The 22623-nt window shown below is 69.0% G+C and carries 21 protein-coding genes; 10 read left to right on the plus strand and 11 right to left on the minus strand.

Annotation, left to right across the window (positions count from 1 at the left end; genetic code table 11):
- Positions 1-35: 35 nt before the first annotated feature.
- The 5 genes from FB390_RS13110 to FB390_RS13130 form a co-directional block, all read right to left on the minus strand.
- A complete protein-coding gene (locus tag FB390_RS13110) occupies positions 36-1508 on the minus strand; it encodes a PepSY-associated TM helix domain-containing protein (RefSeq protein ID WP_141809202.1) in 1473 nt (490 codons plus the stop codon).
- A 203-nt stretch (positions 1509-1711) separates the two neighbouring features.
- On the minus strand, positions 1712-2275 hold the full coding sequence (locus tag FB390_RS13115; protein WP_141809203.1) for a hypothetical protein: 564 nt from the start codon (positions 2273-2275) through the stop codon (positions 1712-1714).
- Between the two features lie 95 nt (positions 2276-2370).
- Positions 2371-3981 carry a TerD family protein gene (locus tag FB390_RS13120; protein ID WP_141809204.1) on the minus strand — a complete coding sequence of 537 codons (1611 nt, stop codon included), beginning with the start codon at positions 3979-3981 and terminating at the stop codon, positions 2371-2373.
- A 120-nt stretch (positions 3982-4101) separates the two neighbouring features.
- On the minus strand, positions 4102-5757 hold the full coding sequence (locus FB390_RS13125; RefSeq protein WP_141809205.1) for an acyl-CoA synthetase: 1656 nt from the start codon (positions 5755-5757) through the stop codon (positions 4102-4104).
- 211 nt (positions 5758-5968) lie between these two features.
- Positions 5969-7582, minus strand: a complete 1614-nt coding sequence (locus FB390_RS13130; protein ID WP_221639389.1) for an acyl-CoA synthetase — start codon at positions 7580-7582, stop codon at positions 5969-5971.
- A 247-nt stretch (positions 7583-7829) separates the two neighbouring features.
- On the opposite strand from FB390_RS13130, the gene FB390_RS13135 reads away from it, so the two are divergent.
- Positions 7830-8810: an acyl-ACP desaturase gene (locus tag FB390_RS13135; RefSeq protein ID WP_141809207.1), complete on the plus strand. Its 981-nt coding sequence runs from the start codon at positions 7830-7832 to the stop codon at positions 8808-8810.
- A 235-nt stretch (positions 8811-9045) separates the two neighbouring features.
- Here the strand turns inward: FB390_RS13135 and FB390_RS13140 are convergent, their stop codons facing one another.
- The 3 genes from FB390_RS13140 to FB390_RS13150 form a co-directional block, all read right to left on the minus strand.
- The gene (locus FB390_RS13140; RefSeq protein WP_141809208.1) at positions 9046-9687 is read right to left on the minus strand and encodes a hypothetical protein; all 642 of its coding nucleotides are present in this window, start codon (positions 9685-9687) and stop codon (positions 9046-9048) included.
- 230 nt (positions 9688-9917) lie between these two features.
- Positions 9918-11141, minus strand: a complete 1224-nt coding sequence (locus tag FB390_RS13145) for an acyl-CoA dehydrogenase family protein (protein WP_141809209.1) — start codon at positions 11139-11141, stop codon at positions 9918-9920.
- A 34-nt stretch (positions 11142-11175) separates the two neighbouring features.
- A complete protein-coding gene (locus FB390_RS13150; RefSeq protein WP_425465862.1) occupies positions 11176-12570 on the minus strand; it encodes an acyl-CoA dehydrogenase family protein in 1395 nt (464 codons plus the stop codon).
- Positions 12571-12859: 289 nt separating this feature from the next.
- Between FB390_RS13150 and FB390_RS13155 the strand changes: the two genes are divergently transcribed.
- On the plus strand, positions 12860-13162 hold the full coding sequence (locus tag FB390_RS13155) for a hypothetical protein (RefSeq protein WP_141809211.1): 303 nt from the start codon (positions 12860-12862) through the stop codon (positions 13160-13162).
- A 219-nt stretch (positions 13163-13381) separates the two neighbouring features.
- Positions 13382-14869: a glycosyltransferase family 39 protein gene (locus FB390_RS13160; RefSeq protein WP_141809212.1), complete on the plus strand. Its 1488-nt coding sequence runs from the start codon at positions 13382-13384 to the stop codon at positions 14867-14869.
- A gap of 3 nt (positions 14870-14872) precedes the next feature.
- Here the strand turns inward: FB390_RS13160 and FB390_RS13165 are convergent, their stop codons facing one another.
- A complete protein-coding gene (locus FB390_RS13165) occupies positions 14873-15634 on the minus strand; it encodes an alpha/beta fold hydrolase (RefSeq protein WP_141809213.1) in 762 nt (253 codons plus the stop codon).
- 59 nt (positions 15635-15693) lie between these two features.
- On the opposite strand from FB390_RS13165, the gene FB390_RS13170 reads away from it, so the two are divergent.
- Genes FB390_RS13170 through FB390_RS13180 form a run of 3 tightly spaced genes read left to right on the plus strand, consistent with a single transcriptional unit; the run spans position 15694 to position 17623 of the window.
- On the plus strand, positions 15694-16059 hold the full coding sequence (locus FB390_RS13170; RefSeq protein ID WP_141809214.1) for a MerR family transcriptional regulator: 366 nt from the start codon (positions 15694-15696) through the stop codon (positions 16057-16059).
- Positions 16060-16083: 24 nt separating this feature from the next.
- Positions 16084-17049: an SMP-30/gluconolactonase/LRE family protein gene (locus FB390_RS13175; RefSeq protein ID WP_141809215.1), complete on the plus strand. Its 966-nt coding sequence runs from the start codon at positions 16084-16086 to the stop codon at positions 17047-17049.
- A gap of 46 nt (positions 17050-17095) precedes the next feature.
- Complete coding sequence (locus FB390_RS13180; protein WP_246123995.1) at positions 17096-17623, plus strand: GNAT family N-acetyltransferase; 528 nt, start codon at positions 17096-17098, stop codon at positions 17621-17623.
- On the opposite strand, the gene hisN is transcribed toward FB390_RS13180, so the two are convergent.
- Positions 17624-18409 (minus strand): histidinol-phosphatase, encoded by a 786-nt coding sequence (gene hisN, locus FB390_RS13185; protein WP_141809216.1) that lies wholly within the window; start codon positions 18407-18409, stop codon positions 17624-17626.
- A 174-nt stretch (positions 18410-18583) separates the two neighbouring features.
- Positions 18584-19174, minus strand: coding sequence for an NADPH-dependent FMN reductase (locus FB390_RS13190; protein ID WP_141809217.1), 591 nt, complete (start codon positions 19172-19174; stop codon positions 18584-18586).
- Between the two features lie 146 nt (positions 19175-19320).
- On the opposite strand from FB390_RS13190, the gene FB390_RS13195 reads away from it, so the two are divergent.
- From FB390_RS13195 to FB390_RS34985, 4 genes are all read left to right on the plus strand, one after another.
- A complete protein-coding gene (locus FB390_RS13195) occupies positions 19321-20178 on the plus strand; it encodes a helix-turn-helix domain-containing protein (protein WP_141809218.1) in 858 nt (285 codons plus the stop codon).
- Positions 20179-20243: 65 nt separating this feature from the next.
- Entirely contained in the window at positions 20244-21362 is a 1119-nt protein-coding gene (prfB, locus tag FB390_RS13200; RefSeq protein ID WP_067792023.1) for a peptide chain release factor 2, read from the plus strand.
- 217 nt (positions 21363-21579) lie between these two features.
- Positions 21580-22437 (plus strand): mechanosensitive ion channel family protein, encoded by an 858-nt coding sequence (locus FB390_RS13205; RefSeq protein WP_141809219.1) that lies wholly within the window; start codon positions 21580-21582, stop codon positions 22435-22437.
- Entirely contained in the window at positions 22424-22582 is a 159-nt protein-coding gene (locus tag FB390_RS34985; protein WP_484213831.1) for an Rv3103c transmembrane domain-containing protein, read from the plus strand. Before FB390_RS13205 ends, FB390_RS34985 begins: the two co-directional genes overlap by 14 nt.
- Positions 22583-22623 lie beyond the last annotated feature (41 nt).

Raw genomic sequence — 22623 nt, forward strand, 5'->3', positions numbered from 1 at the left:
GTGGTCCCGCCCGGCGCGGATGTTTCAGCGGGGGATCAGGACGTGGTGGCGCGCAGCCGTCCGACGAACCCGACCGCGACGTCCACGGCCAGGAACGCGAGGAGGCTCAGGCCGACCAGCGGCACGAACCAGCCGACCGTCAACGCGGCCGCCACCACCGGCAGCGCGAGCCACGGCGACGTGCCGCGCAACGCGCCGCGGCGCGGAGCCCGGCCGAGCGCGAATCGCGAACCGCGGGTCGGACGCCTGCGCCACCACATCAGGTAGCCGAACACGATCACCACGATCAGGCCGATCATCGCGACGAACAGCAGCAGCTGATTCGGCAGACCGAACAGCAGGCCCATGTGGAACGCGATGCCCCAATTGGTGAGCTTGGCCATCAGCGGCCAGTCGCCGTAGGCGAGCCGGTCGGTGATGCTGCCGGTGGCGCCGTCCACCGCGACCGCGTCGACGGTGTAGGTGCCCGGCATGCGCCGCTCTTTCACGGCGAACGCCTTCTCCGGAGTGGCTGGAATCGAGATCTCCACCGCCTGGGTCACGCCGACGGCGCGCGCGGACTCGTACACCCGATCCACCTGAGCGATACGAGCCTGCGGGTCGGTGGGTTGCGGTGCGTGCGCGTGCCCGCCGCCGTGGTGATCGCCACCCGAGGAGTCATTCGGCGCGGTCGAGCCTGGCATCGCGGTGCTCACGGCGGGCGTGGTCCAGCTGAGCTGCTCGCGCAACTCGGTGATGTTCTCGCCCGCGTAGGTCGACCAGGTCATGCCGGTGGCCGAGAGCAGCAGGATCAACGGCAGGATCCACACACCGATCGCGCCGTGCCAGTTCATCGTCCGGCCGCGGCCAGCCGTGGAGCGGTCGGGGGCGAACAGCCAGGCGGCCGAGTTGCGCCGCCTGCGCGCGCGGACACGGCGGAACCACAGCACCAGACCGGCCAGCGCGATGACCCACAACCAGGAGGCGGCCAGTTCGCTGTAGAGCCTGCCGGCTTCACCGAGGTGCAGATCGCGGTGCAACCGGTCGATCCAGGTGCGCAGTGGCAGCGCTTGGGAGCTGCCGTAGATGACGGATTCGCCGACCGGCTCGGCGGTGTACGGGTTGACGAACACCGCCCGGCGCTCCGATTCGCCCAGCGCCGGGTCGGTGAAGATGACCCGGGTGGTGTCCTCGGGTCCCGGCGCGGGCGCGACCGCGGCCAGTGCGAGGTCCGGCTTGGTCGCCACCGCGGCGGTGACCTGTTCCGCCAGCGGGCGGGTCGTTTCGCCCGGTCCGACCGTCAACAGGTCACGGGAGACGAACGACTCCAGCGTCGGTGAGATGGCGTACAGCGCACCGGTGACGGCCGCGATCAGGATGAAGGGCGCCACGAAGACGCCCGCGTAGAAGTGCAGCCGCATGGCCAGCGCTTGCAGGCCGTTGCGAGCCGAGGACTTGCGCCGCCCGGTGGGTTCGGGCGGCGGCGCCGGGGATTCGGCGTCGGGGGTGATGGTTTCTGTTGTGCTCACGATCGTTTCGTTTCTGAGGTTCGGAAACCCGGTGGGTGCGCGAGACACCGGCGCGCGACGCACAACGGCCGCACCGAGGAGTGCTCGGCGGGTCGGATGACATCGCTGGCGGCGAGAGTCCGGGCGCGCGACGGAGCCGCGTCGGAACGCGGGACTACGGCGGGAACGCGAACAGCGCGCTCGTGCACCGGGTGTGGGTGAAATCAGACGTGAACGAGCCGCGGCGGGCCCCGGGTGCGCAGCGTCTCGGCGGCGAGAATGCGCAGGATGACGCGGTCGCGGTGGGTCGTGCGCAGCGGAGCGGGATCGGCGACGACCGGTACCCGATGGAGCACCGGCAGCACCCGCGCCAGGACGGCGGTGCCGATCCGATAGGCCGCCTCGGCGCCGCGGATGACCACGGCGGCGACGCAGGCGGCGACGATGTGCGCGGCGAGCATCTGCGGGGTCAGCTGGGCGTCGCCGTGGTGCAGGTGCCCGGAGCTGAATCCCATGGCGACGTGGCCGAGCAGCTGACCGCCGACCAGCGCCGTGATCAGACCCGCCGCGGTATCGCGCAGCGGAGCGAGCCCGGCCACCAGCGCGCCGACGACCGCGGAAGCCGCGGCGAGCAGGGCGAGGGTGGTGCTGTCGGGCGCCATGCCGCCCGAGGCCCAGCCGTGGGCCGCGATGGAGACGGTTCCCGAGATCGCACCGGCCGACCCGCCGCGCAGCCGCGCGACGGCGCTGCGACGTCCCGCAGCCGACCGATCGAACTCGATACTCACCCGCTGATGATAACGGACCTGTTACTGGTCGCCGACCACACTGAGCGACCGCTGGAAACCGCTCCGACCAGGCGTTTCCGCATGGAAACTCCGGATCAGGTCCGGTCGGCCTTGAACTGGTTGATCGGGCCCTTGTCCATCTTCACCTCGACGCGGCCGTCGGGTTGCAGGAACACCGCGGGCCGGAACTCGGAGAACCGCTTGCTGTAGAGCTCGAGCCGTTCGATGAGCACGCCCTCGGGGCGGTTGTAGACGACGCCGGGCACGCAGGTGAAGATCCAGCTGGACTTCTTGGCCTGATCGGCGGGGATCACCACCTGATCGGCGCCGTTCTCGATGGCCAGCGACACCCGGTACTTGAAGAACGACCCGGTGCCGTTGTTGATCGCCGAGTACGCCACGGGCACGATCGCGACGATCTCGGGGGCGAAGCGGACCTCGATGATCTCCTCGGCCTGCCCGCCGCCGCTGCGCACATGACCCCGGCCGCGGTCGCCGAGGTGCCGGACCAGATCACGGTAGTGCGGGTTGGCCGGGGTGTCCTTGGCATCGAAGGTGGCGACGTGCACGACCTCGCCGGTGTTCAGCACGACCAGGGCGTACGCCTCGTAGTCGGTGCCGCTGGCCCATGCCACCCGTAGTCGGATCACGGGAGCCTTTTCCAGCAGGACCGGCGGGGCGTTCTTGGTCAGGGTGACCGCGCCCTTGGAGAAGTTCACGCCGGAAGGCGGTGGGGTCTGCGGGGGCATGCCGTGCGGTCCGGTCGGAGCTTGCGCATGCGAGTCCGGCGTCGAACCGAAACTCGCGCCGGGAGTCGCCGAAGGCGGCGGGAACGACTGCGGGGCAGCCTGATACGAGCCGGGCGGCGTGCCGAAGTTCGAGCCCGACGACGGAGGAGGAGGCGCAAATGATTGCGCTCCAGCGTGATACGAGTCGGGCGGCGTACCGAAATGCGTGCCGGGCGATGGCCCGGTGGGCGGCTGACCGAACGCCGTACCTCCGGTCGGCCCGACAGGCGGCTGGCCGTAGGACGCGCCCGCCGTCGGCCCGGTGGGCGGCTGCCCGAACGACGCCGCATTCGGTGACCCGACCGGCGGCTGGCCGAACGAGGCTCCCGGCGACCCGGCGGACGGAACGGGCGGCTGCCCGAACGCGGGGGTGTGCGGAACAGCGGACTGGGCTGGGGATGGAAACTGCTGTGCCGCAGATGGATTCGTACTCTGGGGTTCATCGTCGACGGAAATGCCGAAATCCGTTGCCAACCCGGCCAGTCCGGTCGCATAACCCTGCGCCACATTGCGCAATTTCCAGCCGTTCGCGCGGCGATACACCTCGCCGAGGATGACGGTGGTCTCCGAACTCAGCCCGGTGATCGGCAGATCGTGGGCGAGCCCGCCGTCCTCGGTGATGCGGACCGCGAGCGGAATGCCCCCGAACACACCGTTGTCCACCGAGGCGGCTACGACCAGCCGGTCGGTCACCGCGCCGACACTGGGTAGATCGATACAGATCGCGCCGTCGGTCAGGCGCACCGCGCCGTCCGGCGAGACCGGCTGGTTGTAGAAGACGAATTCGCTGTCGTCACCGACCTTGCCGTGGTCGCGCACGCACAGCACCGAGAGATCGATACCGGCGGGCGCCACCGTCACGTGCAATCGCCCGCCGCCCAGCGCGACGTTCCCGCCTTTGCCGATCACGCTGGACATCGCGCCCCTGTCGCTCGAACTGCCTTCTCGCGCAAGCCTAATACCAGCAGACCGGACGGTCGACAGCTCGCGCGGCGTCGGCGCTCCGGGAACACGGGCGCCGCGCGAGCGATCACGGGATCAGTTCTCGATCTCCATCTCGATCAACGGCTTGCGCAGCAGCTTGCCGGTGGCGTTGCGCGGCAGTTCGTCGAGGAAGATCACCTCGCGTGGCACCTTGTAGCGGGCCAGGTTCGCCTTGACGTAGTCCTTGATCTCCTGCGGATCGCGCTTGGAGTCCGGGCCGGGAACGACGAACGCGCGCAGCCGCTTGCCGTACTCGCGGTCGTCGACGCCGACCACGGCGGCCTCGAAGATGTCCTCGCGCCCGGCGATCAGGTTCTCCACCTCGAGCGGGAAGACGTTCTCGCCGCCGGAGACGATCATGTCGTCGTCGCGGCCATCGATGTAGAGCAGGCCGTCGGCGTCGAAGTGCCCGACGTCGCCGCTGGACATCATGCCGTCGACGATCTCCTTGGTGCGGCCGTCGGTGTAGCCGGTGAACGCGAATCCGTTGTCCACGAAGATGGTTCCGGTGACGTTCGGCTCGGTGATCGGCTTGCGGTTCTCGTCGAGCAGCACGATGCGGATGCCGACCGGCGGGCGGCCCGCGGTGGTCGGCGACTTGCGCAGGTCTTCCGGGGTGGCCACCGTCATCACGGCGCATTCGGTGGAGCCGTACAGGTTGTAGAGGCTGTCGTTGAAGTGGTCCAGCGTGCGGGTGACCACGTCGGGCGCGATGGCCGAACCCGCCGCGAAGATCACCTTGATGCTGCGCACGTCGTACTTGGCGAGCACGTCGTCGCCGAGATCGAGGATGCGCTGCAGCATGGTCGGCACGACGACCAGCGAGTCCGCGCGGTACTTCTCGATGTTGGCCAGCGTCTGCTCGGGGTTGAAGCGGCGCTGCTGGAAGACGACCCGGTTGCCGAGCGCCAGACCGAGGGTGAACTGGGAAAGGCCGGTGCCGTGGAAGATCGGCGCGGCCATGATCATCGTGCCGTTGGCGGGCAGCGGCACCCGATCGACGAACTGCGCCGAGGCGAACGGGCTGACCCGATCGCGCGGCGCGCCCTTCGGGGTGCCGGTGGTGCCGCTGGTCAGGATGACCATGCCGCCGGGCTTGGCCGGGGCGGGCAGCGGCGCGGTGGACCGGCCCGCGGACACCGTTTCGACGGTCGGGATCGACGGGTCGGCGTTGTCCTTCTCGTCCACCCAGGTGAGGATGCGCGGGATCTCGGCGGGAATGGCGCTCATCAGGTCGAGGAACTCGCTGTCGTGCAGCACGGCCTTGACCTTCTCGCGCGTGGCGACGTCGGCGAACTGCGGCTTGGCGAAGCCGGTGTTCATCAGCACCGCGCGCACACCGAGCTTGCCGGCGGCCAGCAGGCTGAGCACCATGCCGCGGTGATCGCGGGCCAGCACCGCGACGACGTCGCCAGCCCCGATGCCCTGAGCTTCCAGCCCGCGCGCGAAGGCGTTGGACTGGTCGTTGAGCTGGCCGAAGGTCAGCTCGCCGCGCTCGTCCACGATGGCGGCCGCGTGCGGCCTGGTCTGCGCGGCGTGCATGACGACACCGGCGAAGGGACCGAACTTCAGCACGTTGAACGCCGAGCGTGCCGCGTGGTCCGGACGCAGCGGGTTGAACAGACCCCGCTTCACCATGACGTTCACGCCGAGTGCGAGATCGCCGGCCTTGCGAACGGAACCGCCGAGCGCGGGAAAGGACAAAGACATAAGGGACAACCTTCCGCGGTCCAGCCACCGGGACTCGGGGTGGTGTGGACCGCAACATCGAGATCCAGTGCTGGCGCTAACAATAGCAAGCAACTGTTACCGAGTGTGTCATCCATCTCACCGCGCGGAGGTCTTGTCTTTCGAGAACCTCGCGGGTCGCGAATCGGATTGTGCCGCAAGGGCTCCGATTCGCGACCCGGATCGGTCACGATCAGATCTGGTACTCCACGAGCACCCGGCGCAGCAGCTTGCCGGTGGGGTTGCGCGGCAGATCGTCGAGGAAGACGACCTCGCGCGGCACCTTGTACCTGGCCAGGTTGTCCTTCACGTAGGCCTTGAGCTCCTCGCCGTCGGGCGTGTGGCCGGGCTCCGGGACGATGAAGGCGCGCAGCCGCTTGCCGAACTCCACATCGTCCACGCCGATCACCGCGGCGTCGAACACGTCGGGGCGCTCGAGCAGCAGGTTCTCCACCTCCTGCGGGAAGACGTTCTCGCCGCCGGAAACGATCATGTCGTCGTCACGGCCGTCGACCATCAGCAGGCCGTTGTCGTCGAAGTGGCCGACGTCGCCGCTGGACATGTAGCCGTCGATGATCTGCTTGTTGCGGCCGTCGGTGTAGCCCTCGAACGGCGCGCCGCTGCGCACGAAGATGCGCGCGGTGACGTTGCGGTCGGTGACCAGCTGGTCGTTGTCGTCGTAGAGCCGCACGTCGCAGGTGATCGGCGGGCGACCGACCGTGCCGGGGGCCTGCGCCAGCTCTTCCGGCTTGGCGATGGTGGCGATCGCGACCTCGGTCGAGCCGTACAGGTTGTGCAGCACCGGACCGAAGACCTCGGCGGCGCGCACGCACAGCTCGGGCGAGAGCGCGGAACCGGCGAGCACGATGGCCTTCAGCGAGGAGGTGTCGTACTTGGCGCGCACCTCCTCGGGCAGCTCTACCATGCGGTGCAGCATGGTCGGCACCGCGACCAGCATGTCGGCCTTGTGGTCGGAGACCATCTTCAGCGTCGCCTCGGCGTCGAAGCGGCGGCGCATCACGATCTTGTTGGACAGCACGGTGCCGACCAACCAGGTGCCGAGGCCGGTGCTGTGGAAGATCGGCGAGACGATCACCATCGTGCCGAACTTCTGGAACGGAATGCGGTCGACGAACTGCGCGGTGGCCATCGGCGTCACCTTGGTGCGCGGCGCGCCCTTGGGCAGGCCGGTGGTGCCGCTGGTCAGGATGATGAAGCCGCCGGCCTTGCTAGGCGCGGGCAGCGGCTCGGTGGAGTTCGCGGCGATCAGGTCGTCGAAGGTCTGCGCGCCCTGCGGCAGCTGGGCGCCCTCGTCGACCCACGTCAGGTAGCGCGGCAGGTCGGCGGGCAGCGCGTCGAGCAGCCCGAGGAACTCGCTGTCGTGCAGCACCGCCTTCACCTTCTCGCGGGCGCACACCTCGGCGAACTGCGGCTTGGCGAAGCCGGTGTTCATCAACGCGATCCGGGCGCCTAGTTTGCCCGCGGCGATCATCGACATGATCAGGCCGCGGTGGTCGCGGGCCAGCACGCCGATCACGGTGCCCTCGGTGATACCGGCCGATTGCAGGCCGCGCGCGACGGCGGTGGACTGCTCGTCCAGCTCGCGATAGGTCAGTTCGCCGCGTTCGTCCGCGAGGGCGACCTGGTCCGGCGCGATCCGCGCGGAATGCCGCACCAGGGCCGCCTGCGGGCCGAACGCCTTGGTCTCGCGCATGGTGCGCAGTGTCTCCAGCGGCGCCTTCGGATCGCTGACTCCACGAGACCGCAACACCCCAAGGGCCTTCACCGTTTCCAGCGCACGCGCCATGCTCACCTCGAACTCCTCCACTGAACACTCGCGTCGGCACTCGACCTCGCGATCGGCTATGTGGATGCCTACCGTAGCAGCGAACGTGTCATGGGTCACATGCAAAGGCGGCAAAGCGGACAATGGTCCTGTGTGACGTGGCATCGCCGGCGCGGGTCTCTCCGGGCGGCGCCAGTGGCTCGCTCCCGCGGCCTCGCCACCCGCCCGAGCCGACGCACGACACCCGCCGCCCGGAGGGGACACCGACATGTCGAGAAATCTGACCCAACTGGAATTGCTGATCGAGCTGGAGCCGATCGTCGAGCGCGAACTGAATCGGCACCTCGCGACGGCCAAGAACTGGCACCCGCACGACTACGTGCCCTGGGGTGAGGGCCGCAACTACGCCGCGATGGGCGGCGCCGACTGGGAACCGGAACAGTCGCGGCTGTCCGAAGTGGCCAGGGCGGCCATGGTGGTCAACTTGCTCACCGAGGACAACTTGCCCTCCTACCACCGCGAGATCGCCGAGAGCTTCTCCCGGGACGGGGCATGGGGCACCTGGGTCGGCCGCTGGACCGCCGAGGAGAACCGGCACGGCATCACGATGCGTGACTATCTCGTCGTCACCAGGGGAGTGGATCCGGTCGCGCTGGAACGCGCCCGCATGGTGCACATGACCAAGGGCGCCGACACGCCCGCCGCCTGGGACGACGAGACCAACGCGCTCTACGGCTTGGCGTACGTGACCTTCCAGGAGCTCGCCACTCGAGTGAGTCACCGCAACACCGGCAAGGTCTGCGACGACCCGATCGCGGACAAGATGCTGCAACGCATCGCCGCGGACGAGAACCTGCACATGGTCTTCTACCGCAACATGTGCGAAGCGGCCCTCGAGCTCACCCCCGACCAGGCGCTGGAGGCGATCTCGATGATCGTGCGGAGGTTCCGGATGCCGGGTGTCGGCATGCCGGACTTCCGTCGAAAGGCGGCGCTCATCGCCAAACACGGCATCTACGATCCGCGCCAGCATCTGGACGACGTGGTGATGCCGGTGTTGCGGAAGTGGAACATCTTCGACCGCACCGGCTTCGGACCGCCCGGCGAGCAGTGCCGGGACGAGCTCGGCGCGTTCGTCGAGCAGTTGGATCGGGATGCGGCGCGGTTCGAGGAACGGCGCGATCGGATATTGATGGCCGAGACGGCTCGCCGATTGGCCGCCGAGACCGGAGATTCCGGACGAGGTTGAGCCGTGACGACTTCCCCTCGTGGCGGAAGCAGCTCGGAGACCGGCGGCCCGAGGTGCCGGGCGGGCTCGAGTGGTAACGCCCGGTGCGGCGCTGGTTCGAGTCGTCAGGCCCGTCGAGATCGTAAGTCTCTGCGGCGCTGGGTCGTTCATCCTGTCGCGCGGCGGGGATGCGTGTGACGGGGCGAGGCGACCGGTTCGCCGCGGCGGCGTGGTGGCCGCCGCGACGAATCGCGGGTCAGTTGTAGACCGCGCCCATCGAGGGGATGGAGACGGTGCCGCGCTGGTACTGGTAGCCGTCCGGGTTGGCGTCGCTGACCGGGACCGACCAGCGGTGCCACAGGGTTCCGTACACCGCGGAGACGATCATGCCGGGGCCGAGGTCGAGCGCCCTGGAACGGATGGTGGTGTCGACCGGAACGTCGTTGTGCTCGTAGAGCACCTCGGTGCCGCTGCGTCCGTTGGACAGGTTGACCCACAGCGCTTCCATCTTGGCGCCGCCCTGGTTCGGCGAGATGGTGCCTGGTCCGCCGAAGAAGCCGAGGCGGAAACCGTCGACGCCGAGCGCGATGCCCGACCCGTATACGCCGGGGCCCTGGCCGCGGCCGATGTCGGACTGCGCCGGAATCTGGAACGGCTGGGCGGGCAGCGCGACCTTGCTCTTGGCGGGCAACCGGTCCCGCTCGGCGAGGAGCCGATCGATCGCCTCCTCCGCCATCGGATTACCTTCGGCGGCCTCCCGCAGTTTCTGCACCGCGATGCCCCAGTCCACGGTCGGGACCTCGGGCTCCGCCGCCGCGCTTCCGCTGAACACCGTTGCCAACACGGCCGAAACGGCCGCCGCCGCGGTGAGATGACGCTTGAAACTCAGTCGACGCATAACCAATCTCCTTGCCAGAGTCCTTGGTACAGCCTTTACTGAAATTCGTCCGCTACCTTCGCGGTATCTGCGAGACCCTAGCCGATCCCCCAAACCCCCGACAGCCCACCCCGCGCACCGGAAAAATCGCGGGGTCGGCCGTCCGGGCCGCCCTGCGGAAAGCCCTGGGGCATAAAGAAACCGGTGCGGGGCCACCCAACCCCGCACCGGTTTCGTTGTGGGTCAGCGCGTCACTTGAGTTCGGCGCTGGTCTTGCCGAGCACCCGGCGCGCCACGATGAGCTGCTGGATCTGCTGGGTGCCTTCGAAGATGTCGAGGATCTTGGAGTCGCGGCCCCACTTCTCCAGCAGGGTGCGCTGGGAGTAGCCGATGGTGCCCGCCAGCTCGACGGCCTTGAGGGTGATGTCGGTGCCGGTGCGGCCCGCCTTGGCCTTCGACATGGAGGCTTCCAGCGAGTTGGGCTTCTTGTTGTCGGCCATCCACGCCGCGCGCAGCGCGAGCAGGTAGGCGGACTCGTAATCGGCTTCCATGCGCAGGAATTCGGCCGCCGCCGCGTGCTGGTTGATCGCCGGGGTGTCGTAGGAGATGTCGATACCGGCAGCGGTCAGGATGGCGCGCAGCTCCTCGAGCGCGGCGCGCGCCACGCCGACGGCCATCGCCGCCACCAGCGGACGGGTGTTGTCGAAGGTCTGCATGACCCCCGCGAAACCCTTCTCCACGTTGACTTCCGGGCTGCCGAGGATGTTGTCGGCGGGAATCCGGCAGTCCTGCAACAGGAGCACGGCGGTGTCGGACGCCTTGATGCCGAGCTTGTGCTCGAGCCGGGCCACCGACAGACCGGGAGCGTCGCGCGGCACGACGAACGACTTGATCGCCGCGCGGCCAAGGCTCTTGTCGACGGTCGCCCACACCACGATGTGGGTGGCGCGCTGACCGGCGGTGACGAAGATCTTCTCGCCGTTGAGCACCCACTCGTCACCGTCGCGCACCGCGGTGGTGGTGACGGCGGCGGAGTCGGAGCCGAAGGACGGCTCGGTGATGGCCATCGCGGCCCACACCTTGCCGAAGCGCTTCAGCTGCTCGTCGGTGGCGACGGCCGCGATGGCCGCGTTGCCGAGACCCTGGTAGGGGATCGACAGCATCAGGCCGACGTCGCCCCACGAGGTCTCCAGGGCGTTCAGCAGCGCGGACATGTTGCCGCCGTTGGTGTTTCCGAGCAGCTCGGTGGCGTGCGCGTCGGACTCGTCGGAACGGCCGCCCGCGGCGCCGCCGATCTTCTGGGTGCCGGAGTCGGCGAGGCCCTCCACCATGGCGGCCATGGTGTCCAGCTCGACCGGGTACTCGTGCTCGGCGAGGTCGTATTTGCGCGAGATCGGTCGGAAGATCTCCGAGGCCACCTGGTGGGCCTGGTTGGCGCTGGCCCGCAGCTTCTTGGGGAGTTCGAGGTTGATCATTGTTGAAGGTCTCCTGAAGGAAGGAACGAGCCGATCAGATGAGCACGACACCCTCGGCGACGCCGATGGCCCGCAGATCGCGGTACCAGCGCTCGACCGGGTGTTCCTTGGTGAAGCCGTGGCCGCCGAGCAGCTGCACGCCGTCCAGACCGATCTGCATGCCCTTGTCGGTGGCCAGCTTGCGGGCCAGCGCCGCCTCACGGCCGAAGGACAGGCCCTGCTCGGCGCGTGACGCACCCCGCAGGGTCACGAGCCGCAGGCCGTCGAGCTCGATGGCGATGTTGGCGACCATGAAGGCGACCGCCTGGCGGTGCGAGATCGGCTCGCCGAACGCCTCGCGCTCGTTGACGTAGGGGATCACGTAGTCCAGCACGGCCTGGCCGGTGCCCGCGGCGAGCGAAGCCCAGCCCAGTCGCGCGAGGCGCACCGCGTCGGCGTACTCCTCGGCGCGGGTCTTGGCGTCGCCGTCGCCGAGCACGGCGTCGGCGGGGACCGCGACGTCGTTGAGCAGCAGGCGGCCGATGCCCGCGGCGCGCAGACCCATGCTCGGGTCGGCCTCCACGACCAGGCCCGGCGCGTCGGACTCGACGATGAACAGGGCGGGACGGCCGTCGAGTTCGGCGGCGATCAGGAACAGCTCGGCGTCCGCGGCGGCGGGCACCAGGCTCTTGACGCCGTTGAGGCGGTAGCCGCTCGGCGAGCGGGTGGCCTTGGTCTGCAGCGCGAACGGGTCGAACAGGGCGCGCGGCTCGTTGATCACGACCGAGGCCTGCGGCACGTTCTCGCCGGTGAAGGCGGGCAGGTAGGTCTTCTGCTGGGAATCGGTGCCCCACTGGGAGAGGGCGACCGCGACGCCGCTCGGCGCCAGGATCGGCAGCGCGAGGCCCATGTCACCGTGCGCGAGCGCCTCGGCGACCATCGAGTTGGTGACCGCGCCGCGTTCGGAGGCCGCACCCTCGAGCTCCTCGGGCACGTTGATCAGGGTGATGCCGAGTTCGGCGGCGCGCTCGAGCAGGTCGCGCGGCGCCTTGGCGGAGTTGTCGGCCTCGTAGGCCGCGGGGCGCAGGATCTCGGCGGCGAATTCCTTCACCGTCTCGACGATCATCTGCTGCTCGTCGGAGGGGGTGATGTCGAAGAGGTCCTTCTTCTTCGACTCGTTGTCCGCGAGCCGCTTGGGGGCGCCGCCGCCCGCGACCTTGTTGAACGCGCGGGTGGCCGCACCCAGGGTGCGGAAGCCGGTCTTGGTGCCTTCGTAGGTGACTCGCTCGATCGGCTTGCGCAGGTTGTACTTCTCGGCGAGCTCCGACCCGGTGAGGGTTGTCATGACCCGCATCGCCGCGCCCATCCAGTCCCGCTTGGGCTGGTTGAGGCCGACGGCGGACGTGTCTGGACGTCGCGTCGTTGCGCTGTCTCGAGTGCTCATCATCACCTGTTTTCTCGGGTGGGTGGGTGAGGTCTTGTCCCAGCTATCTTACTCCTGAGTAAGGCAATCTTACTCCAGAGTAAGAAGACCGTCGAGCGGCCGTCCGAGTCGATGGTGCCGGAGGTTGCGGACGCATGCTGGACGGGCGACCGATTCGCCTCTCGATCCCAGGTGTCGACCGTTTTTTCAGTGATACCTCACGATTGTCCAATAGTGAAACGAATGTGCTTCACAAGTCTGCGGATTCGGCTACGGTGGCGGCACGTTGTCTGCCCCCGAAATGGAGGTCTTGTTCATGAAACGGCTTGTGGTATCGGTCGGGTTCGCGGTGGCGGTGGGATTGGCCGCACCGGTCGCGGGCGCCGCGCCCGGACTGCCGTTGACGCCCATCGATGTGGATACGGGCGGGCCGCCACGGGTGGATTTCGGTTCCGGCGCACCGGTCTTCGATTTGGGCTCGGGTGAGGGCGGTACGGGCATCGACCTCGGTTCGGGCGAGGTCGGGTTCCCGTCCGGGTCGGCGGGTTCGGGATCAGGGGAGTCCGGTTCGGTGACGGGGTCGGGAACCGGATCCGCGCGGCCCGGTAGCGCGGACTGAGCGAGGCGGCTCTGCGGGGCTGCCGTGGCGCGGTGGTTCCGCGGAGCCGATCGCCGTCCGGGGGTGCGGCCGAACTCGCCGAAGCGCGCGCAAACCTCTGAGCGCTGTGCCCAGCAGCGGGTTCGCTGCGACGGCTCGAGGGTCGATGTGCGGCTCGGGATGCGGACACCCGTCGCGCGAGGTATGGCCGGACGCTCGGCGCTGTGTCATGGTGACGGGATGTACTGGGTCGCGGGGCTTTTCGCCGCCGTGCTCGTCGCGTTCTCGAATCGGTACGGTTACCACCGCGACGAGCTGTACTTTCTCGCGGCGGGCAAAAGGCCGGCGTGGGGTTACGCCGATCAGCCGCCGTTCACGCCGCTGGTCGCGCGGGCGGCATCGGCGATCGACCCCGAATCGCTGCCGCTGCTGCGGGCCCCGGCCGTGCTCGCGGCGACCCTGGTGGTGGTCTGCGCCGGGCTGATGGCTCGCGAATTCGGCGGTGGCCGCGGTGCGCAGACCTTGGCCGCCGCGGCGGTTGCCAGCGCGGCGCTGGTGCAGGGTGTCGGGCACACGTTGAGCACGGCGGTGTTCCATCTGGCGGCATGGTCGCTGCTGGGGTTGTTGCTGCTGCGGTTGTTGCGCGATGCCGTGCCCGGTTCCGACGTAACCGTGCGATCCGCTCGTCCGGTGACAGACCGTCGCGTCGATCCCCGCTGGTGGCCGGCGATCGGACTGGTGGCCGGGCTCGGCCTGCTGAACAAATCGCTGCTGATCTTTCCCGCGGCGGCGGTGGTTTTCGCGCTGCTCGTGGTCGGCTCACGAAAGGTGCTGGCCACCAAATACTTCGCCGCGGCAGTCGGGCTGGCGACGCTGCTCTGGGTGCCGTATCTGTGGTGGCAGGCGGACAACAGGTGGCCGCAGTGGGAGGTCGGGCGCGCTATCGCGGGCGGCTCGTCGGGCACATCGGATTCGCCGATCATGTTCGTGGTTCTGCAATTCGGGCTGATGGGTCCGCTGCTCACGCCGCTGTGGGGCTACGGGTTGTGGCGGTTGTGGCGGGAACCGCGGTATCGAGTTTTTCCTCTCACCTACGGTCTGCTGCTCGTCGTCTTCCTGCTGACCGGTGGCAAGGCCTATTACCTGGGTGGGATGTATCCGATCCTCCTCGCCGCCGGGGCGGTGCCGCTCGCGGCGTGGCTCGGTCGGGCGCGCGGGCGCTGGGCGGCGGCCGGGGCGATTGTGACGGTGAACGCGATCGGGTCGGCGGTGCTGTTCCTGCCGGTTCTTCCGGTCTCGGCGCTGCCCGGCTCGCCGATGCTCGCGATCAACTACGACGCGGGGGAGACCGTCGGATGGCCGGAGTTCGTCCGCGAAATCGGCGATATACGAGCGGGTTTGGGCCCCGACGTCACCATCCTCACGGACAACTACGGCGAGGCGGGCGCGATCGAACGCTTCGGCGCGCCCTACGACCTCCCCGCCCCGCATTCCGGCCACAACGCCTACTGGTGGTGGGGCCCGCCGCCCGACACGGCCACCGAGATACTCACGGTCGGCATCGAACGCGACCGGCTCGCCGAACTGTGCACCGCCATCGAACCGGCGGGCCGCATCGACAACGGCCTCGGCATCGACAACGACGAGCAGGACGAGCCGCTGTTCGTCTGCCGCGAACTCCGCGCACCGTGGCATGAACTCTGGCCGCGCGCAAAGCATCTCGGGTGAGAACTACAGTCCGTGCCGACGCAGGAAATCGTCGACGGTCTTCCACCACTCCTCGGGCCGCTCGATCATGAGCACATGCCCGGCCTGGATCTCGGTGTACTCCGCGCCGGGGATGGCGGCCGCGAGAGCCCGCGAGTTGGCCGGATGGATGAGCAGGTCGCCGGTGGCGTTCACCACCAGGGTCGGCACCTCGATATGCGCCAAATCGTCCGTGGTGTCGACGTTTGCGACGAGCACTGCTTGCTGCCGGGTGCCGCCTGGAACGGATCCGGCCATCTGGCGGACGAGCGCGTCGGCCGCCGTCGCGGACAGCGACTCGAGCTGGTCGGCCGAGAATCCCACCAGGGCCGAGAGCCGCGCGAATGTCTCGGTGTCACCGAGATCGAGCAGATCCTGCCACGCCTTGGCGAGGATCCTGGCGCGGTTGTCCGCCTTCGAAAAGCCCGCGGCCAGAATCAATCCGCGAACCCGATCGGGATACCGCACCGCGGCGCGCACCGCGACTGTCGTGCCGAGCGAGTACCCGATGATCGTGAACGTCTCGACGCCCGCCCGCACTGCGGCCGCGACCAACGCGTCGGCCAATCCGTCGAGTTCGAGTCGGGTGTCGTCGCCCGGGTAATCGGAGGCCACCACGGTGTGCGACGCGGCCAGTGCCGGAATGATGCCGCCGAAGTTGCTCTCGATCGATCCGCTCGCTCCGTGCGCGAGGACGATGCCGGGTCCGGAACCGGTGACGGTGGTGGTCAGGGGAATCGCAGTCATGCCGCCGAAGTTAGGTATTCACATGGATGTGAAGGCCAACCCGGAGTGAGCGGAGTCACATGCTGATCGGAGACTTGTCGCGGGCTTGTGGCGTGAGCCCACGGCTGTTGCGCTACTACGAGGAACAGGGTCTGTTGCTGCCAGGCAGAGATGCCAAGGGCTACCGCGTCTACGGCGAGGACGCACCCGTGCGGGTCGCGCGTATTCGCGAATTGCTCTCGGCCGGAATGTCGACGGAGGACATCCGCGGTCTGCTGCCCTGCCTGCGGGATCCGACGCGATGGGTGGTGCCCTGCGACGAATCGCTCGGCATCGTCGAACAGCGTTACGCCGAACTCGACGGCAAGATCGCCGAACTGGCGCGGAAGCGCGCCCTGCTCGGCGTCCAGCGCGATGCCATTCGTGGCTGGCTCGCGCGCGAGTGACGCGCGAGCATTAGCGTATGCCGCATGCCATCAGGGATGGGGAGTAAGCGTTTCGGTGCCGCGATCGCGACGATCGCGGCGGGATTGGTCATCGGATCACCCACGGCCAATGGTGATTTCGTGCCCGCGTCCTGTGCGCAGGGCTGGGGCGTGGAGACCGTGGTCGAGGGTGTCGGCAATCTGGAGAATCTCGACAGCGACGGTGCGGGCGGGTTCTACGTCACCGGCATCCTCGACGGCTTCCTCGCCCACGTCGACGCCTCCGGTCGCTTCGAACCGCTGGTCACGGGGCTCGATCACCCGGCGGGCGTGCGTGTGGTCGGTCGCTCCGTGTACTTCCTGACCGGCGACGGTATCGACGCCGCGCCGGGCACGTTGCGGCGCTACGACATCGACACCGGTGCCGTCGAGGTCCTGCTGACCGGCCTGAACGGACCGAACGGACTGCTGGTGCTTCCCGACGGTGACCTGCTGTTCACCACCATCGGCGTCAAGGCCCCGCCGACCGGCATCTCGCGCTACCGCCCGTCCACCGGCGAATACACCAAGACCTGGTCGGCGCTGCCGCTGACCAACGGGCTCGCGCTCGCTCCCGACGGCCGGTCGATCTACACCGACAGCCTGGAACTGAAGATCTTCCGCATCCCGCTGGACGCGCCGAACAGCCCGAGCGTCGTCACGGGCGTCCCGCGACTGCTCGCACTGCCCGACGACATGGAGGCCACCCGCGACGGCCTGCTGTTCGTCGCCGATCACACGCTGGGCGCCGTCTACCAGGTCGACACCGCCACCGGCTCCGCCTGCGCCATCATCACCGGGTTGATCAAGCCGGGTCCGTTCCGCAATCCGCCGGACGGCGCGACCTCGGTGCGCATCGTGCGCGACGGCGCCAACTGGGCGCTGTACGTCACGAGCATGGACGGCGCGCTGCGCCGCCTGCGTCCACCGTCCGGTCTCGACCTGACGCCCGCCGACGAACGGCGGCGATAACCGGAACCTGCGCCTCGGCGTCCGCGCGCCAAGTAGGTTGGCGGTCATGGTGGATTCCCGAGCACTCGAACCCCTCGAGATGGTTCCGGCGACCACGGCCGACGCCGCTCCCATCATCGCGATGCGCGATGGCTTGGCGCGCTGGATGGTGGCCAACGGCATCGCGCAGTGGCTGCCCGGCGAGTACCCCGTCGCGATCCTCGCGCGGGAGGCGGCGCGCGGCGAATGGTACGTGCGGCGCGAGCCGACCGGCGAGGTGCTGGCGGCCGTGCGGCTGATCTGGCACGACCCCGATTTCTGGGGACCGGACGAGATCGAGGCCGGTTATGTGCACGGACTCATGGTCGCGCCGAGCCATCGCGGCCGGGGTCTCGGCGCGCGCGCTCTCGCGTTCTGCGCCGAACGCACGATTGCGCGCGGGCTGGACCGCCAGCGGCTGGACACCGCCGCGGACAACCGGGCCCTCCGGAAGTATTACGCCGCACAGGGTTTCACCGAGCTGCGGGAGACGACGCTGCCGCCGCAGTTCCACGGCACCGACCGCGTCGTCCTGATGGAGAAGCCGCTGAGCTGATCAGCGCGCGAAGCGGGACAGCACCGCCTCGTGCAACAGCCCGTTCGTCGCGACGGCGTCGCCGCCGTGCGGTCCCGGCGTGCCGGACAGCGACGTGAACGCCCCGCCCGCCTCGCGGACCAGGATGTCGAGAGCGGCCAGATCCCACAGCGACACTTCGGGTTCCGTGGCGATGTCGACCGCGCCCTCGGCGAGCAGGCAGTAGCTGAAGAAATCGCCGTAGCCGCGCACCCGCCACACGTCGTCGGTGAGCGCGAGGAAGTCCTCGCGCATGCCGCGCTCGCGCCAGCCGGACAGGCTGGAGAAGGCCAGGCTCGCCGAGTCGAGCTCGGCGACGGCGGACACCGAGATCGGGTGCGGCGCACCGGGATGGAACATGGTCCAGGCCCCCGAACCGGCCGCCGCCCACCAGCGCCGCGCCAGCGCGGGCGCGCTCACCACGCCCACCACCGGCACTCCGTCCTCCAGCAGCGCGATCAGGCTGGCCCAGATCGGCACGCCGCGCACGAAGTTCTTGGTGCCGTCGATCGGGTCGACCACCCACTGCCGTCCGGCGAATTCCGCGTCGCCGCCGAACTCCTCGCCGAGCACCGAGTCCGCCGGCCGTTCGTGCGTCAGCATGTGGCGGATCGCCCGCTCCACCGCGAGGTCGGCGTCCGAGACCGGGGTCAGGTCCGGCTTCGCGTCCACCTTCAGGTCCAGCGCGCCGAACCGCGCCTTGGTGATCGAGTCGGCCGCGTCGGCCAGCCGCAACGCGAGTTCCAGGTCAGAGGTGTGAGCAGCCACGTCCGCAAACCCTAGTAGACACTGCCGGACGGAGTCCGTCGACAGCCCGCGCACGGCCGGAGCGAAGGCGGAGGTACGCCTAGTAGACGCAGCCGGACGCAGTCCGTCGACAGCCCGCGCATGGCCGCAGCGACGGTACGCCTAATGGACGCGGCCGGATCGACAAAGCGCGCCTCAGGCGGCGACCGACGCAGATCGTGCGGCGGCCAGCGCGGAGGCCCACCAGTGCAGGCGGTCGAGCATCGTCTGCGCCGCGGCGGCGGGCTCCTCCGGTTCGCGCAGCCGACCCGCTTCGTCGAAGAGCAGGTAGTAGCGCGGGAAGGAGACGTACTCGCGGACCGTGTGCGCGTTCAGCTCGTTGAAGATCTGCCGCAGGTGCTCGATCGCGAGCAGCCCGCCGCTGCCGCCGCTGTAGCCGACGAACCCGATCGCCTTGGCGTCCCACTGGGTGAAGTGCCAGTCGATGGCCGCCTTGAGCGCGGCCGGGTAGCTGCGGTTGTAGTCGGGGGTGACGATGACGTACGCGTCGGCGGCGGCGAGCCGCGCGCTGAGATCGACCATGCCCTCGGGGCGCGGCGGGTTCGGTTCCATGGCGGGCGGGACAGCGGGCAGCGCGAGCGGCAGGTCCGCGTCCGCGAGGTCGATCACGTCGACCTCGAAGCCGCCGTACCGAGCGGCCTGCTCGGCGAACCATCCGGCCACCGTGGGACCGAACCGCCCCTCCCGGACGCTGCCGATGATCACCGCGAGCCTGAGTGACGACATTGCTGTTCTCCTTGCGAGTCGAGGGCGGCCGGTGCGACCGCCGTATCTCGAATCTGCTGCGCGGCAGCGTCGGGCTGGTAGACCGCGCGGAGAGTGGTAGTGGCAGGGCCACCCTGGCGGCGGGGTGCCCTTGTACCGTTCGAAGGGTGAGCGACAACGAGCTTGGCCTGTTTCTGCGGAGCAGGCGCGAAGCGGTCAGTCCGGCGCGGGTCGGCCTGCCTGCGGGCCCGCGCAGGCGCACCCCTGGCCTGCGCCGCGCCGAGCTGGCCACCGTGGCCGGGGTGAGTGTCGAATACATCACCCGGCTGGAGCAGGGACGCGACCGTCATCCCTCGCCGCCGGTGCTCTCCGCGCTGGCCGACGCGCTCCAGCTCACGCCGAGCGAACGCATCCACCTGCATCGCCTGACCAAGTCCGCCGACCCGGGCTTCACCTGCATGGGCGGCGCGCAGCCGAACCGTCAGGTGCGTGCGACCGTGCGCGCCGTGCTCGATCATCTGGATCCGGCGGCCGCGGTCGTGGTCAATCGACTCGGCGAGGTGCTCGCCTGCACCGACGGCTACCGCAGGTTGATGGGTCCGACGGGCCTGCTCGACTCCGACCCCTTCGCCAACCTCGCGCGTTTCGTCTTCGCCGACCCACGCGCCCGCGAGGTCTATCCGGACTGGGATCACGTGGCCGACCAGCAGGTCGCGACGCTGAAGCAGGGACCATTCCGCGCTGATCCGGCCATCGCGGCGCTGGCCGACGAACTCACCGTCGTCGCGGGCGACGAGTTCACCCGGCGGGTGGCGAGCGTTCCGAGCTTGCCCGCCGCCACCGGTATCGCCCGGCTGGCGCACCCCACGGCCGGTCCGCTGCGGCTGGCCTACGAAACCCTCGACCTGTTCGCCGACGACGACCAGCAGATAATCGTCCATCTCCCCGCCGACGACGCCACGGCGGCGGCACTGGACGCGTTGGCGGGTCGCCGCCCGGGGCAGCTGCGCGCGGTCTCCGGTTGAGGTGTGCCGGGAAATCGCGGGCGCGCTTTTCGTGGTATCGACCGGGACCGGTAGCCTAGTAGACCGTGCATCCTGATGTTTCCGCTGATCTCGCCGAACTCGACGCCACGCTGAAGACGGTCGAGTCGGTCCTCGACATCGAGGAACTGCGCCGCCGCATCGATGAGCTCGAGCACCAGGCGGCCGATCCCGACCTGTGGAACGACCAGGACCACGCTCAGCAGGTGACCAGCGAGTTGTCCCACGCGCAGGGCGAGCTGCGCCGGGTCGAGGAGCTGCGCCAGCGGCTCGACGACCTGCCGGTCCTCTACGAACTGGCCGAGGGCGAGGAGGGCGAGGCCCGCACCCAGGCCCTCGCCGAGGCCGACGCCGAACGCGCCGCGCTGCACGGCGACGTGGAGGCGATGGAGGTCCGCACCCTGCTCTCCGGCGAGTACGACAAGCGCGAGGCGCTGGTCAACATCCGCTCCGGCGCCGGTGGCGACGACGCCGCCGACTGGGCCGAGATGCTGATGCGCATGTACATCCGCTGGGCGGACCGGCACAAGTACCCGGTCGAGGTGTACGACACCTCCTACGCCGAGGGTCAGGGCATCAAGAGCGCCACCTTCGCGGTGAAGACGCCCTACGCCTACGGCACCCTCTCGGTCGAGATGGGCACCCACCGCCTGGTGCGGATCAGCCCGTTCGACAACCAGGGCCGCCGCCAGACCTCGTTCGCCGAGGTCGAGGTGCTACCTGTGGTCGAGACCACCGACCACATCGAGGTGCCCGAGACCGAGATCCGCGTCGACGTATACCGCTCCTCGGGCCCCGGTGGTCAGAGCGTCAACACCACCGACTCCGCGGTGCGCATCACGCACATCCCGACCGGCATCGTCGTCACCTGCCAGAACGAGAAGTCCCAACTCCAGAACAAGATCTCGGCCATGCGCGTGCTGCAGGCCAAGCTGCTGGAGCGCAAGCGGCAGGAGGAGCGCGCCGAGATGGACGCGCTGAAGACCAACGAGGGCGCGTCCTGGGGCAACCAGATGCGCTCCTACGTGCTGCACCCCTACCAGATGGTCAAGGACCTGCGCACCGCGCACGAGGTGAACAACCCGACCGCGGTGCTGGACGGCGACATCGACGGTTTCATCGAATCCGGTATCCGGTGGCGCATGCGGGAAAGCCAGAACCAGTGAGAACTCTCGGCATTCGTCGGCGCAGGCGCGAAGGCTGAGCCGAATTGGTTCTCGGAACTCGCCGCGCTTCCGAAGTCGCGGCAGCCGCCGGCGCAGGCGGGAGCAGGCGAATCAGTTTGCGGCGCGTGGCATTCCGGTGCGACGCGCGGCCCGGCTCGGCGCTCCGTTGTAGCCTGTCTGGCGTGCGTGTCGCGGATGGTGTGAAACGGCAACAGGGATGGTCGCGGTGATCGCGGCGGCGTCCGCCGCGGATTCCACGGCGTGGCTGCGTTCCAGCGGCCTGGAGATCGTGCTGCTGATCCTCGGCGCGATGTTGTTCAGCCGGTTCGCCACCTTCGTGCGCGACCGGGTCACGAGCAAGATCGACGCCGGGTTCCGCAGCAGCGACGCGCTGGTGCGGACGGAGGCGGCCAAGCATCGGCACGCGCTGGCCCAGGTGCTCACCTGGGTGGTGCTGACCATCGTCTACGTGCTGGTCGGCATGGAGGTGTTGCAGCGGCTCGGCTTTCAGGTGACCGGTCTGGTCGCGCCCGCCGCGGTGCTCGGCGCCGCGCTGGGTTTCGGCGCGCAGCGCATCGTGCAGGACATTCTGGCCGGATTCTTCCTGATCACCGAGCGGCAGTACGGATTCGGTGACGTAGTTCGCATCGCCGTGACTGGAGCCGCGGAGGTGGCCGAGGGTACGGTCGAGGACGTCACGCTGCGGATCACCACGTTGCGCAACGCCGACGGCGAGGTGATCACCGTGCCGAACGGGCAGATCGTCAAAGTGACCAATCTGTCGAAGGATTGGGCGCGCGCCGCGATCGACGTTCCGGTGGCGGCCAGCGCCGACATCACCAGGGTGAACGAGATATTGCACAAGGTAGGAGCCGAAGCGTTCCGCGACCGAAGGCTCGAGCCGCTGCTGCTCGACGAACCCACCGTGATGGGCGTGGACGACCTCACCATGGACCAGATGAACATCCGAATGGTTGCCCGGACGTTGCCGGGCAAGCAGTTCGAGGTCGGACGCGAGCTGCGGGTCCGAGTGGCCGCGGCCTTGCGCCGGGAAGGTATCAGTGAAACCACGTAAATCGACCGCGATCCTCGGGGCCGCCTGGGTCGCGACATTCGTGTTGTACCTGTTCGTCAAGCCTGATCAACCGGCTGCGACCGGGATCACCCAGGTCGTGAACGCCGTACCCGCCGTGGCGAATACGGAGCAGGCCGGGCAGTAGCCGCCGCTCGGGGCTGGATGGTAGCTGCGTATCCGGGGTGG

Source organism: Nocardia bhagyanarayanae (assembly GCF_006716565.1).
In the GTDB taxonomy this organism is placed as follows: domain Bacteria; phylum Actinomycetota; class Actinomycetes; order Mycobacteriales; family Mycobacteriaceae; genus Nocardia; species Nocardia bhagyanarayanae.

What these genes read in the sequence shown, in the direction of transcription:
- FB390_RS13120 (WP_141809204.1), bottom strand. Translation starts at nt 3,981, where the DNA reads ATGTCCAGCGTGATCGGCAAAGGCGGGAACGTCGCGCTGGGCGGCGGG.
- FB390_RS13205 (WP_141809219.1), top strand. Translation starts at nt 21,580, where the DNA reads ATGGTCGCGGTGATCGCGGCGGCGTCCGCCGCGGATTCCACGGCGTGG.
- FB390_RS13190 (WP_141809217.1), bottom strand. Translation starts at nt 19,174, where the DNA reads ATGTCGTCACTCAGGCTCGCGGTGATCATCGGCAGCGTCCGGGAGGGG.
- FB390_RS13155 (WP_141809211.1), top strand. Translation starts at nt 12,860, where the DNA reads ATGAAACGGCTTGTGGTATCGGTCGGGTTCGCGGTGGCGGTGGGATTG.
- FB390_RS13130 (WP_221639389.1), bottom strand. Translation starts at nt 7,582, where the DNA reads ATGGCGCGTGCGCTGGAAACGGTGAAGGCCCTTGGGGTGTTGCGGTCT.
- FB390_RS13180 (WP_246123995.1), top strand. Translation starts at nt 17,096, where the DNA reads ATGGTGGATTCCCGAGCACTCGAACCCCTCGAGATGGTTCCGGCGACC.
- FB390_RS13170 (WP_141809214.1), top strand. Translation starts at nt 15,694, where the DNA reads ATGCTGATCGGAGACTTGTCGCGGGCTTGTGGCGTGAGCCCACGGCTG.
- FB390_RS13135 (WP_141809207.1), top strand. Translation starts at nt 7,830, where the DNA reads ATGTCGAGAAATCTGACCCAACTGGAATTGCTGATCGAGCTGGAGCCG.
- FB390_RS13165 (WP_141809213.1), bottom strand. Translation starts at nt 15,634, where the DNA reads ATGACTGCGATTCCCCTGACCACCACCGTCACCGGTTCCGGACCCGGC.
- FB390_RS13145 (WP_141809209.1), bottom strand. Translation starts at nt 11,141, where the DNA reads ATGATCAACCTCGAACTCCCCAAGAAGCTGCGGGCCAGCGCCAACCAG.
- FB390_RS13140 (WP_141809208.1), bottom strand. Translation starts at nt 9,687, where the DNA reads ATGCGTCGACTGAGTTTCAAGCGTCATCTCACCGCGGCGGCGGCCGTT.
- FB390_RS13160 (WP_141809212.1), top strand. Translation starts at nt 13,382, where the DNA reads ATGTACTGGGTCGCGGGGCTTTTCGCCGCCGTGCTCGTCGCGTTCTCG.
- FB390_RS13125 (WP_141809205.1), bottom strand. Translation starts at nt 5,757, where the DNA reads ATGTCTTTGTCCTTTCCCGCGCTCGGCGGTTCCGTTCGCAAGGCCGGC.
- FB390_RS13175 (WP_141809215.1), top strand. Translation starts at nt 16,084, where the DNA reads ATGCCATCAGGGATGGGGAGTAAGCGTTTCGGTGCCGCGATCGCGACG.